Here is a 14,424-nt window from a genome sequence, read left to right on the forward strand (position 1 = left end):
ACCGCGCCACCCGGTTCGACCACGCCTCCAACTCCCCATACGACACACGGCATTCACCACACACCACCGCCTCCGCATCCGGAGTCCGCGCCACCTGCTCCGCGAACAACACCGGCAACGACACCCCACGCACCCCACGCGAAAGCCCCTGCCACGCAGACAGCAACCCCTCCCGCTCCCCAGCCGACAGGACCTCCACATCGGAGACACGACGCCCCGCATCACCCTCCGCAACCCACTCCAGAACCCGCACCAAACGGTCCATGTGGGCAGCGATTTCGTCTTCCCCGTACAGGTCCGGGTGGGCGTCGAACTCGACGCGGATGCCCGCGCGGGACTCGGCCGTACCGTAGAAGTTGATCTTCAGATCGTTGACGGGGCCGGTGGACAACGGATGGGCGACGGCCGGGCTGTCTCCGAAGACGGGCTCGTTGGCGAAGGCCATGACGTTGACGGTCGGGCCGAGACGGGACTGGCCGGCGCCGGAGAGGCTCAGTTCGTGGATGAGTTCCTCGCCGCGGAAGCGCTGGTGCCGCAGAGCGTCGGCGAGGGACCGGGAGACCCGGGCGGCGAGGTCGGCGAGGGAGGCGTCCGCAGGTGTGGTCACCCGGAGGGGCAGCACGTTGACCATGGCGCTGGGGGTCGTCAGTGACGTGCGGCCGGCGCGGCCGGCGAGCGGCAGCGAGAAGGTGAAGTCGGTGCGGCCCGTCATGCGGTGGAAGAGGGCCGCGGTGGTGGTGATCGCGAGGGCGGGCCACTGGATACGGAGGGCGGCGGCGGTCTCGGCGAGTCGGCGCGCGAGAGGGCCGGGCAGGGTGCGGATGAGGCGTCGGCGGCTGTGCGTGGCAGCCGCCGACCGGCCGGCGAGGGAGACCGGGTCGGGGAGGTCCGCGAGGACCTCCAGCCAGTGGGACCGATCCTGTGCGTGCCGACGGGACCCGGAGTAGGCCGCCTCGTCCGCGACGACGCGGTCGAGGGTGGCGAAGTGGGCGGGCGGCGGTTCTTCTCCCGCGGCCAGGGACGTGTAGAGCGCGGCCACCCGGGTGGCGTAGACGGAGTGGCCGAAGCCGTCGAGGACGGCGTGGTGGTAGCGGTGGAAGTAGAAGTGGCGGTCGTCGGCGAGGGTGAGCAGGACCTGTTCGCTCAGGGGCCCCCGGGTCAGGTCGAAGGGCTCGCTCATCCGGTCGTCCATCCACCTGCGGGCCGCGTCCTCCGGGTCCGGGGACGTCCGGACATCGAGCAGGCGCAACGGCTCGGTGACCAGGCCGGGGTCCACGACCTCCTGGTGCAGCGTCGATCCGTCGCCGTCCTCGTCGCCCTGGGTGAAGTGCGACCGCAGGGCCTCCGTCTCCGCGACCGACCGCCGGACGGCCTCGGTGAACGCGGCGGTGTCCAGAGGGCCGGAGATCTCGTAGTAGCCACCGCAGTTGTAGAGGGGGCTGTCCGTATGCAGGTGCTGGGCGACCCAGATGCCCGTCTGGGCGGCGGAGACGGGTCGACGGAGCGTACGGGCTTCGGACATGGAGGTGCGGTCCTCTCGGTTCTGCGAAGTGGCGGACAGCGGGTGGGTCCGGTCGGGTGGCGGCGGAAGCCGTCAGGCGCTGCGGGCCAGTTCCTGGACGAGGGCTTCGCTCAGCGCGTCGATGGTGGGGGTGTCCCACATGACCGTCGGGTCCAGGGAGATGTCGAGGTGGTCCTCGAGTTCGGCGGCCACGGCGAGCACGTACAGCGAGTCGAGTCCGTACTCGGACAGCGGCAGGGAGGTGTCGATGGTGTCGGCGGGTCGTTCCAGGTGGGTGGCCACGCAGTCGATGAGCCAGGAGCGGAGGCTGTCGGCGGTGGGGGTCTCGATACCGGATTCGGGCATGGGTGTGGTCTCTTTCCGGGGGGGAGGTCAGGGACGGTCGGGCAGCGGGCGCTCGGCCAGGTCGAAGGAGCGCGCGGTGTCGTAGCGGCGGGTCAGTTCCGCGTACAGGCGCTCCTGGACAGGCCCCGAGGGCTCCGGCGCCCGGCGTCTTCCGCTCGCGCGTGCGTGGCCGGGGGCGGCCTGCGCGATGGCCGGGTCCAGGAGGGCCGAGACCGCCGGGGCCGTGATCAGGTCTGCGAGGGGCACCGGTGCCGGGTCGGGGTGGGGCTGCCGTCCCGGTGCGAACAGCTCACGCTGTGTCTCGCCCAGCAGCAGCTGGAACGCGGCGTGTTCGCCCACCCTGATGTAGAAGCGCGACCCCATCACGACCGACAGCCGGTCCAGGGCCCCCTGCAGCGCACGTGGCACGAGATGGCATACGGCCCGCTGATGGGCGCCCTGCCGGGTGGGCAGCGCGTCGGTGCCGCGCACGGCGAGGGTGGTCAGGGCGTCGCACAGCAGCAGGTCGGCCAGGGCTCCGCAGAGCACCTCGCGCAGCCGGGGGATCTCGCCGGCGGCCGCCCCGTACAGCCAGCGGGTGCGCAGGTGGCGCACGGTGATCCGCAACGCGGAGTCCAGCGCGCCGACGCCGGCACCGATGTGCAGCGCCGCGGTGGGGAGCCCCGCGCCGAACGAAGGCGTGGGAACGGTGCGGGCGAGTCGGGGCGAGCGGCGGTACAGGGCGCGCAGGGCGTGCAGCCACGGCTCCGGGCCGGACTGTGCGGCGGCCGGCGGCACCGGGAAGGGCAGCGCTCCGTCCGCGCCCACCGGCTGTCCCGTCTCGCTCGCCGTGAGGATCGCCCGGAAACCGAAGGGGTTGGTGTCGTCGTAGGGGTCGCCGAGGTGCCGTTCGACAGCGTCGGCGAGGGTGGTGGGATCCGTGGCCGTGGTCATCGGGTCGTGCCCTCCCAGGAGTCGAGGAGTGAGGGGACCGTTCCGGGCGGCGCGGACAGCAGTGCGTCCGCGAGCGCGTCGAGGTCCTCCCGATCGGCCTCGTCGACCGGCTCGTCCAGGTCGGTGAGCGCCTTGACCAGGCAGCCGCGCAGCCGGGCCTCGTCGGTGACAGCGGGGCCGCGCAGCCACAGGTGCAGCGCCGAGGCGGCGGCGAAGCACAGCTCGAACCGCTCGGCGAGTTCGAAGGCGTGGCCGGGCACCGCGCGGGGTGAGAAGCGCACGGCCGCCATCGCCTCGTGCAGCCGGTCGGTGGCACCGCGCAGCCGTTCGGCCAGGTCCACGAGCCGGTGCGAGGCGCTGGACCCGGCGAGGTCGTGGACCTGGGCGACGGCGGCGGGCAGGCTCGCCACCACAGACGCGCCGGTGCCGGAGATCAGGCGGAGTTCCTGCGGCCGGAACGGCCGGAGCGGGGCGCGTGGGTCGGTCGCCTCGGCCAGGCCCTCCTCGTCCCAGCGTCCTTTGCGGTAGCTGCGGGCCAGCCGGGGGAACTGTTCGATCAGCGCGTTGCGGTTGACGAAGCTGCTGCCGTCGAAGATGCCGATGATGCGGTGGTCGCGCTCCAGCTTGGCGAAGCGCCGATGCGGGTCGGCGTCGAGCAGACCATAGGGGCCCAGCAGCTGGAGCAGGCGGGCGATGAGGCCGTCGACCTGGGCCGGTACGTGGGCCTTGGCCACGGCGGAGACGACGCTCATCTCGCCGGTGAGGGCGTGCACGGACCGCGCCGCGACCATGCCCAGGCTCTCCGCCAGCAGCAGAGCGGCAACGGCCTCACCCATTTCACGCCTGACGCAGGGGAGTTCGGCCGGCCTCCGGCCCTGGCTCGACGCCTGCGTCATGAACCGGGCGGCCAGCTCCAGGGCACGGTCTCCCGCGCCGAGGGACATGCCGACACAGCCGGTACGGGTGACGTGCAGGGCCTTGAGGATGATTTCGACACCCTGGCCGGGCTCGCCGATGAGCGCGTCGGCCGGCAGGACGGCGTCGCGGAAGACGATGCCGCTGATGTCGGCGCCGCGGATCCCGTAGGTGGGGACCTTCGGCAGGTGGTTCAGCGCGCCGGGGGCGAGCCGGCTCTTGTCGACGAGGAAGAGACTGAAGCCGCGCGGTCCGCCGGCCGGGTCCGTGCGGGCGAGCACGGTGACCTGGTCGGCTCGGGTGACGTTGTTGATCAGCCACTTCTCTCCAGTGAGCCGCCAGCCGCCGTTACCTTCCGCCACTGGCTGGGCGGTCACCTCACCCGCCAGCAGGTCGCTGCCGTGGTGACGTTCGGTCAGGGCGCAGGAGACGACGGCGCCTTCGCGGATGTGCCGGGCCAGCCGTGCCGCCTGGCCCGGCTCGCCGGCGATCCAGGTGGAGACGGCGCCCAGATACGTCTTGCCGTGCGCGGCCGCCACAGTCAGGTCCACCCGGGAGACGGCGCGCAGCAGCCGTACGATCGTGCCGAAGTCGTCGAGTGCGCCGCCATGTTCCGCGGGGACGTAGTAGCGGGGCAGACCGAAGGCGTCGAGCTCCCGGATGGCGTCGGCGGGGAAAGCCTCCTGCTCGTCGAGGGCGGCCAGCACCTGGTCGGAGAAGGCGAGCCCGGGCGCGGACAACTCGTGCAGCAGCCGGGTGAGTTCCTTGTCGGGTGCCGTGGTGTGCGGGGAGGCCGTGGTCATGCCGTCGCCGTCCCGGCCGTGCGGGTGGGCCGCAGCAGGTTCTCCTGGTAGTCGGCGTAGGTGGGCCGGAGTTCCCCGGCGCGGAACAGCTCGCGCATCGCCGACCGCTGGATCTTGCCGCTGGTGGTGCGGCGTACTCCGCCGGGCCTGAGCAGCAGTACGGCGCCGACGGGGGCGCCGAACTCGCGGGCGACGGTGAGCCGCATACCGGTGGCCAGTTCCCGCAGCCGCTCCTCGTCTCGTACGCCGCGCACCTCGTGGGTGACGACCAGCACGTCGTCGCGGCCTTGTGTTCCGTCGCCCGGAACCGCGAAGCAGGCCCCTGCGAGGCTGGCCAGTTCCGGCACGTGGAGCCGCAGCTCCTGCTCGATGTCCTGCGGGTAGAGGTTGCGGCCGCGCAGGTTGAGCACGTCCTTGATACGGCCGGTGATGTAGAGCTCCCCGTCCCGCAGGACGCCGAGGTCGCCGGTGCGCAGATACCCGGGGTCGCCCTCGGCGGTGGTGGCTCGGAAGTCGGCCTCGTTCGTCGCGTCGCGCTGCCAGTAGCCGTGGCCGATGACCGGCCCGCGCAGCCAGATCTCGCCCACGCCTCCCTCGGGCAGGGTGCGCAGCGTGTCCGGGTCGACGATGCGCACCTCGGCACCGTGCGGCGGTCCGCAGCTGACCAGTTCACGGCCTGGCTCGTCGGCGGCCGCGGGCCGGAACTCGTTGCGTTCCAGCAGGTCGGCACGGACTCGGCGGGTCCGCGGGGGCCCGTCAGGGGCGCCGGAGACGAACAGGGTGGCCTCGGCCATGCCGTAGCACGGGGCGAGCGACGCCGCGGGCAGCCCGTAGGGCGCGAAGCGCTCGTGGAAGCGTGCGAGCACGGCGGAGCGCACCGGTTCCGATCCGTCGCACGCGTGCCGCCAGCGGGACAGGTCGAGCCCCTCGACCTGGGCGTCGGTGACACGTCGGCTGCACAACTCGTAGGCGAAGTCCGGGGCGGCGGAGAAGTAGATGTCGAACCGGTCGACCATGTGCAGCCACATGTGGGGCCGCTTCAGGAAGGCCGAGGGGCTCATCAGGACCGTGGCGGAGCCCGTCACCAGCGGCGGGATCACCAGCCCCATGAGCCCCATGTCGTGGAAGTGGGGGATCCAGCCGCCGCATCGCGTGGTGTCGTCGAGGCCGAAAGCGGCGGCGATGTTCGCGGTGTTGTGCAGCAGGTTGCCGTGGCTGATCATCACACCCTTGGGGTCCCCGGTGGATCCCGAGGTGTACTGCAGCACCGCGAGGGTGGAGTGATCGGTGTGCGGCATGCGCCAGTCAGCGGCGTCAGGGCCCGGGCCGTCGTCCGTGGCCGGCAGCAGGAGGTGGCCGAGCCTCTCCTCGGTGACCCACTCCCGGACGTCACCGAGAGCCGAGGTATCGGTGAGGACGGCCGTGACGCCCGCGTCCTCCATGATGCGCCGGAGCCGGTGCCGCTCGTGGCGGTAGCGGCCGGGGAGCGGGGAGGGAACCGCGACGACCCCGGCGTACAGACAACCGAGGAAGGCGGTGACGAAGGCAAGGCCGGCGGGATACAGCAGGAGTGCGCGGTCACCGGGCACGAGCCCGCGTTCACGCAGCCGGACGGCGATGCTCCGCGCCCGCTCGTCCAGTTCGGCATACGTCATCCAGTGCGCCCCGTCAGGATCGACGGGATCCGTCACAAATGCCGCCGCCCTTTTCTCCGGCTGGTTTTCCGCGTGCTGCCGAATCACGGTGGTGACACTGGGATTGGCGACGATTCCCGCCATTTTCATGGCCTGCCCTTCGTGGTCGCGAACGGGATTTCCGCGCGCCGAATCGGCACTGCCTTGACTTTCTACCGGCGGCAGCGGGGCCAGGGAAGGCGACTGACAGCAAACTGCACAGGCCGGTCCGGACCAGGGCAGCAACAAGGGCAAAAGCCGCATAGAGCCACGACTTCCGGGGAGCGCCAAGGCCAGTACCGGCCAGCCGCACCCCCGATACGGCCATGCCCTCCGCAGTAGAGTCGAGAATCCAGTCGTTTCCCTCAAGCCCTTGCCGCCGCCGAGCGCCCAGCGCTTTCGCACCGGAATTGCTGGCACTCCTCGACTTCCGGATTCCGATGAATTCCACGCATGGCACTCATTCGCCCACTGTGCTGATCACCGGCACTTCTTCCGACGCCCACACCTGGAATCTCGTCTATCTCCAGTTACTGCTGGAGGAATGGGGCCGTCGTGTGGTGAACCTCGGCCCCTGCGCCCCCGACGAGCTGGTGCTGGCTTCCGCACTGGAGCACGACCCCGGCCTGATCGTCGTCAGCAGCGTTAACGGCCACGGCTTCCACGACGGCCTGCGGCTGATCCGTGTGCTGCGCTCCCACCCCCGACTCGCCGCCACGACCATCGTGATCGGCGGGAAACTCGGCGTCGACGGCCTGCGCAACGTCGGTCAGGTCCGGCGCCTGACCGAGGCCGGCTACGACCGGGTCTTCGACGACGGGGACATGGCGGACTTCCGCGCTCTGGTGTCCCGGCTGCCCGCCCGAGCGGTGTCGTGACACCCGTGCCCTTCGGCGACTTCGTGGCCCGGGCGCAGACGCGGGGCACGCTCGTTGTCCAGCCCAGGATGGGCTTCAGCGACCCGGCCCGGATGCGCGAGGGGCTGCTGCGCACCCGGGCAGCCGACGCGGTCACCGCCGGCACCCTGACCCTGGACAGCTACACGCGCGTCGGCGACCTGGCGGCCGCCCGGCGCGCCGTGGCCGAAGGCGTCGCGCTGAACGGCTATCCGATCTGCACGCATCCGCTCCGGACCTCCCGGGCCGTGCTCGAAGGCCTTCACGACTCCGCCTTCCCGGTACAGGTCAGGCACGGCTCCGCGCAGCCGGAGCACATCTTCTCCGCGCTGCTCGCACTGGGGCTGGACGCCTCCGAGGGCGGCCCGGTGTCGTACTGCCTGCCCTACGGCCGGACCCGGCTGCGGGATGCGGTCAGCAGCTGGCGCGCCGGCTGTGAGCTGCTCGCCTCGCACGGCGACGGCGCGGCACCGCACCTGGAGAGCTTCGGCGGCTGCCTGCTCGGCCAGCTGTGTCCGCCGGCGCTGCTCGTCGCGGTGAGTGTCCTGGAGGGCTTGTTCTTCGTCCGGCACGGCCTGCGCAGCGTGTCGCTGAGCTATGCGCAGCAGACGCACCCCCGGCAGGATCACGAGGCGGTGGCCGCCCTGCGCCGGCTCGCGGGCGAGCTGCTGCCGGACGTCGACTGGCACGTCGTCCTGTACGCGTACATGGGCGTGTATCCCCTCTCTCGCGGCGGTGCCCTGACGCTGCTGGAGGCGGCGGCGCGGCTCGCGGTCGAGTCGGGCGCCGCTCGGCTGATCGTCAAGACCGCGGCGGAGGCCCACCGCATCCCCACCGTCTCGGACAACGTGGAGGCGCTGGAGACCGCCGCGCGTGCCGCCGCCACCGCCACCCGCCGCCCGGAGCGTGACGCGGGCGGCTCCGAGGTGTACGCGGAGGCCCGCACGCTCGTGCACACCGTTCTGGGCCTGGACGACGACATCGGCCGCGCGCTGCTGACCGCCTTCCGGCGCGGCCTGCTCGACGTCCCCTACTGCCTGCACCCGGACAACCCGGGGCGGGCCAGGAGCTTCATCGACCGCGACGGACGGCTCCGCTGGGCGGACACCGGCGCCCTGCCCCTGTCCGGCGCGGCCGTGTCCGCCGCGCGCAAGGTCACGTCCGCCGACCTGCTCGCCGCGCTCTCCCACGTGCAGCGGGCCTACGACTCGGGAGGAACCCCATGACGAGCACCGCTTCGCCGACGGCCGCCGCGCCGGCGACCGCCTGGCAGGGCAGCAGTCCCTCGGCGCAGTTGCTGATTCTCACCGGCCGGTCGGTCAGGGCCCACTTCGTGCACCGCAAGGTGGTGGTGCTCAGCCTCCTGCAGCCGGTGTTCATGCTGCTGCTGCTCAGCCAGGTCTTCGGCGCCATCGTCGACCGCGCGCACCTGCCGGACGGGGTGTCCTACCTCGACTTCCTGCTCCCGGCCCTGCTGGTGACCACCGGCATCGGTCCGTCGGTGGCCTCCGGGATCGGCCTGGTGCGGGACATGGACAACGGTGCCGTGGCCCGGCTGCGCACCCTGCCCATCCACTCCCCGCTGCTGCTGTTCGCCCGCAGCTTCGCCGACCTGCTGCGTACGGCCACCCAGCTGGTGATCGTCCTGGCGGTGGCGGTGGTGTTCCTCGGCGCGCGTCCGGCGGGCGGGGCACCCGGGCTGGTGGCCGCGCTGCTGCTGACCTGTGTGGTGGTGTGGGCGATGACGTGGATCTTCCTGGCTCTGGGGGCGTGGCTGCGGAACGCGGAGGCCATGCAGAGCGCCGGGTATCTGGTCACGTTCCCGCTGATGTTCGCCTCCAGCGCGTTCGTGCCGAAGGACCGGCTGCCGGAGTGGCTGCAGGTGCTGGCCACGCTGAACCCGCTGTCGTACGCCATGGACGCCACCCGTGCGCTCGCCCTGAACCAGCCGGCCGGCACCCAGGTGTGGTCCGCGCTCGGCGCCAGTGTCCTGGTGGCGCTGGCCGGGTCGGCCGCGGCCGTCCGGGCCTTCCGCCGACCGCCGGCCTGAACCGCACCACAGGTCCTGAACACCTGACGCGACGACGTACGAAAGGGGCACCATGCTCAAGACCGGAACCGACCTGCTCGTCTGTCTCGAGGCACCCCCGGCGCCACCGGGCGCCGTCGAGTGGCTCACCGAACACCGCGCGCGCATCAGAGACCTGGCCCTGCGGCACGGAGGCGTCCTGGTGCGCGGGCTGCGGCTCGATGACCGCGCGACCGCCGTCGCGGCGGTCGGCCGGGTCATCGGCGAGCCCGTCGTCGAGCGCGCCGGCTTCGCACCGCGCGACACCTACGGCCAAGGGGTGTACTCGTCCTCGCACTGGCCCGCGGACCAGCCCATGTGCATGCATCACGAGCTCAGTTACGCCCCCACGGCACCGCGTCTGATGGCGTTCGCCTGTGTTACCCCGCCGGCCGCCGGCGGGGCGACGGCGCTCGCCGACGGCCGGGCGGTGCTGCGCGATCTGCCCCAGGAACTCGTCGAGCGCTTCGAGCGACACGGCTGGCGGCTCACCCGCCACTTCAATCCCTTCGTCGGCATCACCTGGCAGGACGCCTTCGGCACGGGGGACCGGGCCGAGGTGGACCGCTACTGCGCCGAGCACGGCATCGAGACCCGCTGGGACGCCGACGGCGCCTTGCACACCGCGCAGACCCGCCCGGCGGTCGTACGGGATCCGCAGACTGGCGAGCGGTGCTGGTTCAACCAGATCGCGTTCCTCAACGAGTGGACGATGGCCCCCGACGTACGGGAGTTCCTGACGGCGGAGTTCGGCCCCGAGGGCCTGCCGTTCAACACCGCCTGCGGTGACGGCACGCCGCTCGACCGGGCCACCGTGGACCTCGTCAACGAGGTCTACGACACACACACAGTCCGCGAGCCCTGGCGGCGCGGCGACCTGCTGGTGGTCGACAACCTGCGGACGGCGCACAGCCGCGAGCCCTACCGCGGCGACCGGGAGATCATCGTGGGCCTCGGCGAGCCTTTCCGGCCGTAGCGGCGTACGGCCGCCCCGGCAGGCGGCACGCGACACAGGGGCCGCACGCCGAACCCGGGTGCGGCCCCTGTGGCGTGGTCGCCGTCCGCTCAGTGGAAGCTGAGGGTGCGATAGACCGTCACGTTGCCGACGAGTTCCTGGCAGGCCTGCGCGGCCGCGGTGAGCCGACTGTGGAAGCCGGACGCCGCGGTGTCGAGCAGGATGCCGAGCGTGGTGCCGCTGTGGCCGACCACCACACCCAGGCCGCCCACCTCCCGGCAGATTCCGATCACCTCCTCCAGCGACCACTTGTGGCGCAGCACCTGGTTCATGCGGGCGCTGACGGTCGCCACCTCGCCGACCGCGGCCAGGTCGCGCCGGGCCACGGCGTGGGCGATGCGGTCGAGGAGCCGGGCGTACTCGCGTTTGTCGGCCGCGGTGAACGGTTTGGGGATGCCGTTGAAGTCGACCGTGTCGACGGCTCCGCCCTCGTCGACGCTGACCACCGCCATGGAGGGCAGGGAGCCGAGCTGGGCGCGCAGCCGCACGCTGCGGTGGTGGAAGGCGACCACGGCCGGGTAGAGCACCCCGTCGGTGGGCTCGATCCTGGCCAGATAGGACTCGATGCGGCGCGGCGGCATGGGCTCTTCCAGGGCGTTGGCAACAGCTCGCGCCGTGGCCACGAGGTCTGCCGACGAGCTGGCCAGGCCCTTGCCCTCGGGCAGTGTGCTGCCGATCGTCAGTACGCCGCCCGAGGATCGCCGCGCGTCCGCCATGATCATGGAGGTGAGCCGGAGGGCCTTCTTCTTGTGCGCCGGCCACACTTCCAGTGTGTCGGTGTGCGGGGTCACCTCGAACCGGGCCACCGCCCATCGCGCGATGGGCAAGGTGACCAGGAAGTCGCCGTCCGCCTCGGGCAGGACGCCCTGGAGCAGTTCCCCGAAGGTTCCGAAGGCCGCACTGACCCCGGTGGCAGCCGTGCGCCGGTAGTCCGCGCAGGGCGTCGTCGTCTCGATGGTCGTCACCCTGGTCCTCCTAGTGCCGGTGTGCGGACTCGGAGCAGGCGGCCCGCACCAGTGCCGCGGTGTCCGCCGGCCGCGTGCTGACGAAGTAGTGGCCGCCCTGCTGCAGCTCGTGGAGCGTCACCCGGTCGGAGATCGCCTTCCAGTCGCCGAGGCCCTCCTCGAACCGCGCCGTGGAAGCGTCGTCGCGGGCGACGACGACATCGACCGGAGCGCTGACGCGGTGGCGGTCCGTGTCCTCACGGACCCGGATCAGATGATCATTGGCGGTCAGGACGTCGTGCCGGTAGGCACGCCCCACCACATCGGCCCGCTCGGGCTTGAAGGCGTCCAGGTCCACGTAGGCGTTCTCGGCGCGCAGCCGTGCCAGCAGGGTGGCGTTGTCCGCCTGGGTGACCTCGGCCGTCTCCGCGCGCAACGTCTCGGTGTCCTCCAGCAGGAGGGCGCCGACGAAGACCCGCTCCGCGGGCCGTCCCGCCTGCTCCAGCAGCCGTGCGGTCTCCAGGGCGGCGGCCGCGCCGGCGCAGTGGCCCCACACCAGGACGGGCGTGGCGACGCGTGCGGCGATCTCGTCCCGAACCCGCCGGGCGACGGCTGGGACGTCCGCCATCGGCTCGTCACCGCCCGCGAAGTCGTGCCCGGGCAGTTCGACGCCGAGCACCGCGATGCCGTCCCGCTCCAACTCCGCCGCCAGGGAGCGGAAGTTGACCGCGTTGCCGCCCGCGTAGGGGAAGCACACCAGAGTGTGGTGGGGATCGCGCACGGACGACAGGGGCTGCAGCAGGTGGTTCGCCGCCGTCCGCCCGCCGCCCCGGCCGCGTTCCTCCAGCACGGCTCCCAGGTCGGCCAGAACCGGGTGGGCGACCAGGTCCTTCAGCGACAGCGCCCGGTCCAGGCGGACGAGCAGACGTACGGCGGCCAGCGATGTTCCGCCGAGTTCGAAGAAGTCGTCGTCCCGGCCGATCCGCTCCAGGGGCACGCCGAGTACCTCGGCCCAGAGCATGGCCAGCCGCTGTTCGGCGGGCGTGCTGGGCGCGGCGTAGGCGGCGCCGCCGTGGCCGAGGGTGCCGGCCAGGCGGACCAGTACCTTCTTGTCGATCTTGCCGTTCTCCGTGAGCGGCAGCCGCTCCAGCTGGTGGAAGTAGGTGGGCACCATGTATTCGGGGAGCAGGCCGGCCAGGAAGTCCCGGGCGCGTTCCGCGGCCGACTCACGCCCCGGGCCGGGCTCGCCGCCGCTGAAGAACGCGACGAGGTTGCGCGTCTCGGCCGAGTCGCCGTCGATGACGACCGCTGCCTCGCGGACGCCAGGCATGGCGAGCAACTTGTTCTCGATGTCGCCGATCTCGATGCGGTAGCCCCGTATCTTGACCTGCTCGTCCCGCCGCCCCAGGTATTCGATGCGGCCCTCGGGCAGCCAGCGCCCGAAGTCGCCGGTCCGGTACATCCGGGTGCCCGGCCGGAACGGGTCGGGCACGAACGCCTCGCGGGTGCGTTCCTCGTCGTTGATGTAGCCGCGGCCCACGCACACGCCGGAGAAGGCGATCTCGCCGGGCGAGCCGAGCGGGGCGAGGGCGAGCTTGTCGTCGAGCACGTAGGTGCTGACGTTGTGCCGGGAGCTGCCGACGGTGACGAAGTCGCGGTCCGGAACCCGGTCCAGGACCTCGTGCATGGTGTCGTCGGACACCTCGGTCGCACCGTAGGCGTTGACGAGTTTGACATCCGGGTACAGGGCGAACCACCGCTGGACCAGTTCGTACTTGAGCGCCTCGCCGGTGACGGACACCACGCGCAGCAACCCGAGCGGGCGGGTGTGCTGCTCCAGGTGCGTCAGCAGCACCTCCAGGTACGACGGGACGACCTGGGCGACGGTGACACGGCCCGCGACGATCTCGTCGACGAAACCCGCCACGTCGAGCTGCACCTCGGTGTCGACGACGCGCACACTCCCGCCGACCAGCAGGGGCGCGGCGAACTGCCACAGGGAGATGTCGAAGCACTGCGAGGCGGTCTGCGTGACGACCTCCGCGGCGCCCTGCGTCATCTCCATGTCGTCGATCTTCATCTGCAGGTGGTTCAGCAGGCCGGCGTGCTCGCACAGCGCGCCCTTGGGGGCGCCGGTGGAACCTGAGGTGAAGTAGATGTAGGCGGCCTGGTCCGGCCGGACGGGGACGCCGGGCGCCGTTGCGGAAATGCCGGATCCCTGGATCGCGGGCACGGAGAGCGTGGTGAGGGTACGGCCGAGATCCGCCGAGGCGCGCTCCACGAGTGCTTCACTGGCCGGTTCCGTGAGAGCGAACGCGCAGTCACTGCGCCGCAGTTGGGCCGCGACCCGGTCGGCCGGGAAGTCGGGGCGCACCGGCAGGTAGACACCGCCCGCCTTGAACACGCCGAGGGCCGCGGCGATCCAGTCGAGGGTGCGGTCCATGACGACGGCCACCACGTTCTCGGCGCCCACGCCGGCCTCCAGCAGGGCGTGGGCCACGCGGTTGGCCCGCTCGTCCAGGCGCCGGTAGGTCCAGCGCTCGGCTCCGTGCACGGCGGCCACCGCGTCGGGAGCGTGCCGCACCCGCTCCTCGAAGAGGTCCACGAAGGTCCGGTCGGGCAGGTCGGCCCGCGGTCCGGCCAGACCGTGCAGCTGGGTGTCGACCTCCTCGGCGGACAGCAGGCTCTGCCGGTGGTGCGGCGCGGCCGGGTCGGCGGCGAGCAGCCGCAGCGCCTGTACGTGGTACCCGGCCAGGCGCCGGGCGTACTCCTCGTTCAGCTCGGCCCGGTCGTGCACCACGCGCAGCACCAGGCCGGTGCCGTCCTGGACGAAGCCCACCTTCAGTACGACGCCGCGGCCGAGGTCCGCGCCCCGGCCCCCGTCCGCCGCGTCGCCGGCCACGGCGTCATCGTCCGCCCGGAAGCCGTCCGCCCCTGAGCCGTCCGCGGCGAGTCCGGAGAGGTCGAGCACCACCTCGGGCCGGACGTCCGCGCGGTGTGCCGCGGCAAGTGCCTGTCCGGCGCGGGTGACGAGCTCCGCCCAGCCGGACTCCCCCACCGTCAGGCGCAGCGGCGCCTCGGACCGGCCGGGGCCGGGCACGACGGCGATGAGCAGGTCCTCCTCGGCCACCACGGTCGCCAGGACCCGCGCATGGGCGGCGAGCAGCACGGCCGGCAGCCCGGCACCGGTGTCCGCGGCGGTCACCCGCAGTGCCCGCGTCAGATCCTCGGGCAGCGCCTCCCGATGTTCCCCGGCCCCTCGCTCAGTGCTGAGGGGCATGGTCCAGCGGGGAATTCTGGTGTACGTGTG

General features: G+C 72.1%; 11 protein-coding genes. 4 read left to right on the forward strand and 7 right to left on the reverse strand.

What is annotated here, in order from left to right; genetic code table 11:
• The 5 genes from L0P92_RS20940 to L0P92_RS20960 form a co-directional block, all read right to left on the reverse strand.
• Positions 1–1,522: condensation domain-containing protein (locus L0P92_RS20940; protein ID WP_234764329.1), on the reverse strand; the 1,522-nt coding region annotated here is incomplete at its 3' end.
• Between the two features lie 72 nt (positions 1,523–1,594).
• Positions 1,595–1,867 (reverse strand): acyl carrier protein, encoded by a 273-nt coding sequence (locus tag L0P92_RS20945; protein WP_234764330.1) that lies wholly within the window; start codon positions 1,865–1,867, stop codon positions 1,595–1,597.
• Positions 1,868–1,894: 27 nt separating this feature from the next.
• On the reverse strand, positions 1,895–2,800 hold the full coding sequence (locus L0P92_RS20950) for a hypothetical protein (protein ID WP_234764331.1): 906 nt from the start codon (positions 2,798–2,800) through the stop codon (positions 1,895–1,897).
• Positions 2,797–4,518 carry an acyl-CoA dehydrogenase family protein gene (locus tag L0P92_RS20955; protein ID WP_234764332.1) on the reverse strand — a complete coding sequence of 574 codons (1,722 nt, stop codon included), beginning with the start codon at positions 4,516–4,518 and terminating at the stop codon, positions 2,797–2,799. Before L0P92_RS20955 ends, L0P92_RS20950 begins: the two co-directional genes overlap by 4 nt.
• Positions 4,515–6,302: a fatty acyl-AMP ligase gene (locus L0P92_RS20960; protein WP_372497291.1), complete on the reverse strand. Its 1,788-nt coding sequence runs from the start codon at positions 6,300–6,302 to the stop codon at positions 4,515–4,517. The genes L0P92_RS20955 and L0P92_RS20960 overlap by 4 nt, the downstream gene beginning before the upstream one ends.
• Positions 6,303–6,631: 329 nt before the next feature.
• Between L0P92_RS20960 and L0P92_RS20965 the strand changes: the two genes are divergently transcribed.
• Genes L0P92_RS20965 through L0P92_RS20980 form a run of 4 tightly spaced genes read left to right on the forward strand, consistent with a single transcriptional unit; the run spans position 6,632 to position 10,131 of the window.
• Complete coding sequence (locus L0P92_RS20965) at positions 6,632–7,069, forward strand: cobalamin B12-binding domain-containing protein (RefSeq protein WP_234764333.1); 438 nt, start codon at positions 6,632–6,634, stop codon at positions 7,067–7,069.
• Positions 7,066–8,313, forward strand: coding sequence for a methylaspartate mutase (locus tag L0P92_RS20970; RefSeq protein ID WP_234764334.1), 1,248 nt, complete (start codon positions 7,066–7,068; stop codon positions 8,311–8,313). The genes L0P92_RS20965 and L0P92_RS20970 overlap by 4 nt, the downstream gene beginning before the upstream one ends.
• Complete coding sequence (locus L0P92_RS20975; protein ID WP_234764335.1) at positions 8,310–9,137, forward strand: ABC transporter permease; 828 nt, start codon at positions 8,310–8,312, stop codon at positions 9,135–9,137. Before L0P92_RS20970 ends, L0P92_RS20975 begins: the two co-directional genes overlap by 4 nt.
• A 52-nt stretch (positions 9,138–9,189) precedes the next feature.
• The gene (locus L0P92_RS20980) at positions 9,190–10,131 is read left to right on the forward strand and encodes a TauD/TfdA family dioxygenase (RefSeq protein WP_234764336.1); all 942 of its coding nucleotides are present in this window, start codon (positions 9,190–9,192) and stop codon (positions 10,129–10,131) included.
• A gap of 89 nt (positions 10,132–10,220) precedes the next feature.
• Here the strand turns inward: L0P92_RS20980 and L0P92_RS20985 are convergent, their stop codons facing one another.
• Both L0P92_RS20985 and L0P92_RS20990 read right to left on the reverse strand, forming a co-directional pair.
• Entirely contained in the window at positions 10,221–11,135 is a 915-nt protein-coding gene (locus L0P92_RS20985; protein ID WP_234764337.1) for a GHMP family kinase ATP-binding protein, read from the reverse strand.
• Between the two features lie 10 nt (positions 11,136–11,145).
• A complete protein-coding gene (locus tag L0P92_RS20990; RefSeq protein WP_234764338.1) occupies positions 11,146–14,394 on the reverse strand; it encodes a non-ribosomal peptide synthetase in 3,249 nt (1,082 codons plus the stop codon).
• Positions 14,395–14,424 lie beyond the last annotated feature (30 nt).

It is taken from the genome of Streptomyces muensis (genome assembly GCF_021474425.1).
GTDB classification, from domain to species: Bacteria; Actinomycetota; Actinomycetes; order Streptomycetales; family Streptomycetaceae; genus Streptomyces; species Streptomyces muensis.

Excerpts from the sequence above, each read along its gene's own strand:
- L0P92_RS20965 (WP_234764333.1), top strand. The coding sequence starts at position 6,632 with ATGAATTCCACGCATGGCACTCATTCGCCCACTGTGCTGATCACCGGC.
- L0P92_RS20975 (WP_234764335.1), top strand. The coding sequence starts at position 8,310 with ATGACGAGCACCGCTTCGCCGACGGCCGCCGCGCCGGCGACCGCCTGG.
- L0P92_RS20955 (WP_234764332.1), bottom strand. The coding sequence starts at position 4,518 with ATGACCACGGCCTCCCCGCACACCACGGCACCCGACAAGGAACTCACC.
- L0P92_RS20960 (WP_372497291.1), bottom strand. The coding sequence starts at position 6,302 with ATGAAAATGGCGGGAATCGTCGCCAATCCCAGTGTCACCACCGTGATT.
- L0P92_RS20950 (WP_234764331.1), bottom strand. The coding sequence starts at position 2,800 with ATGACCACGGCCACGGATCCCACCACCCTCGCCGACGCTGTCGAACGG.
- L0P92_RS20980 (WP_234764336.1), top strand. The coding sequence starts at position 9,190 with ATGCTCAAGACCGGAACCGACCTGCTCGTCTGTCTCGAGGCACCCCCG.
- L0P92_RS20990 (WP_234764338.1), bottom strand. The coding sequence starts at position 14,394 with ATGCCCCTCAGCACTGAGCGAGGGGCCGGGGAACATCGGGAGGCGCTG.
- L0P92_RS20945 (WP_234764330.1), bottom strand. The coding sequence starts at position 1,867 with ATGCCCGAATCCGGTATCGAGACCCCCACCGCCGACAGCCTCCGCTCC.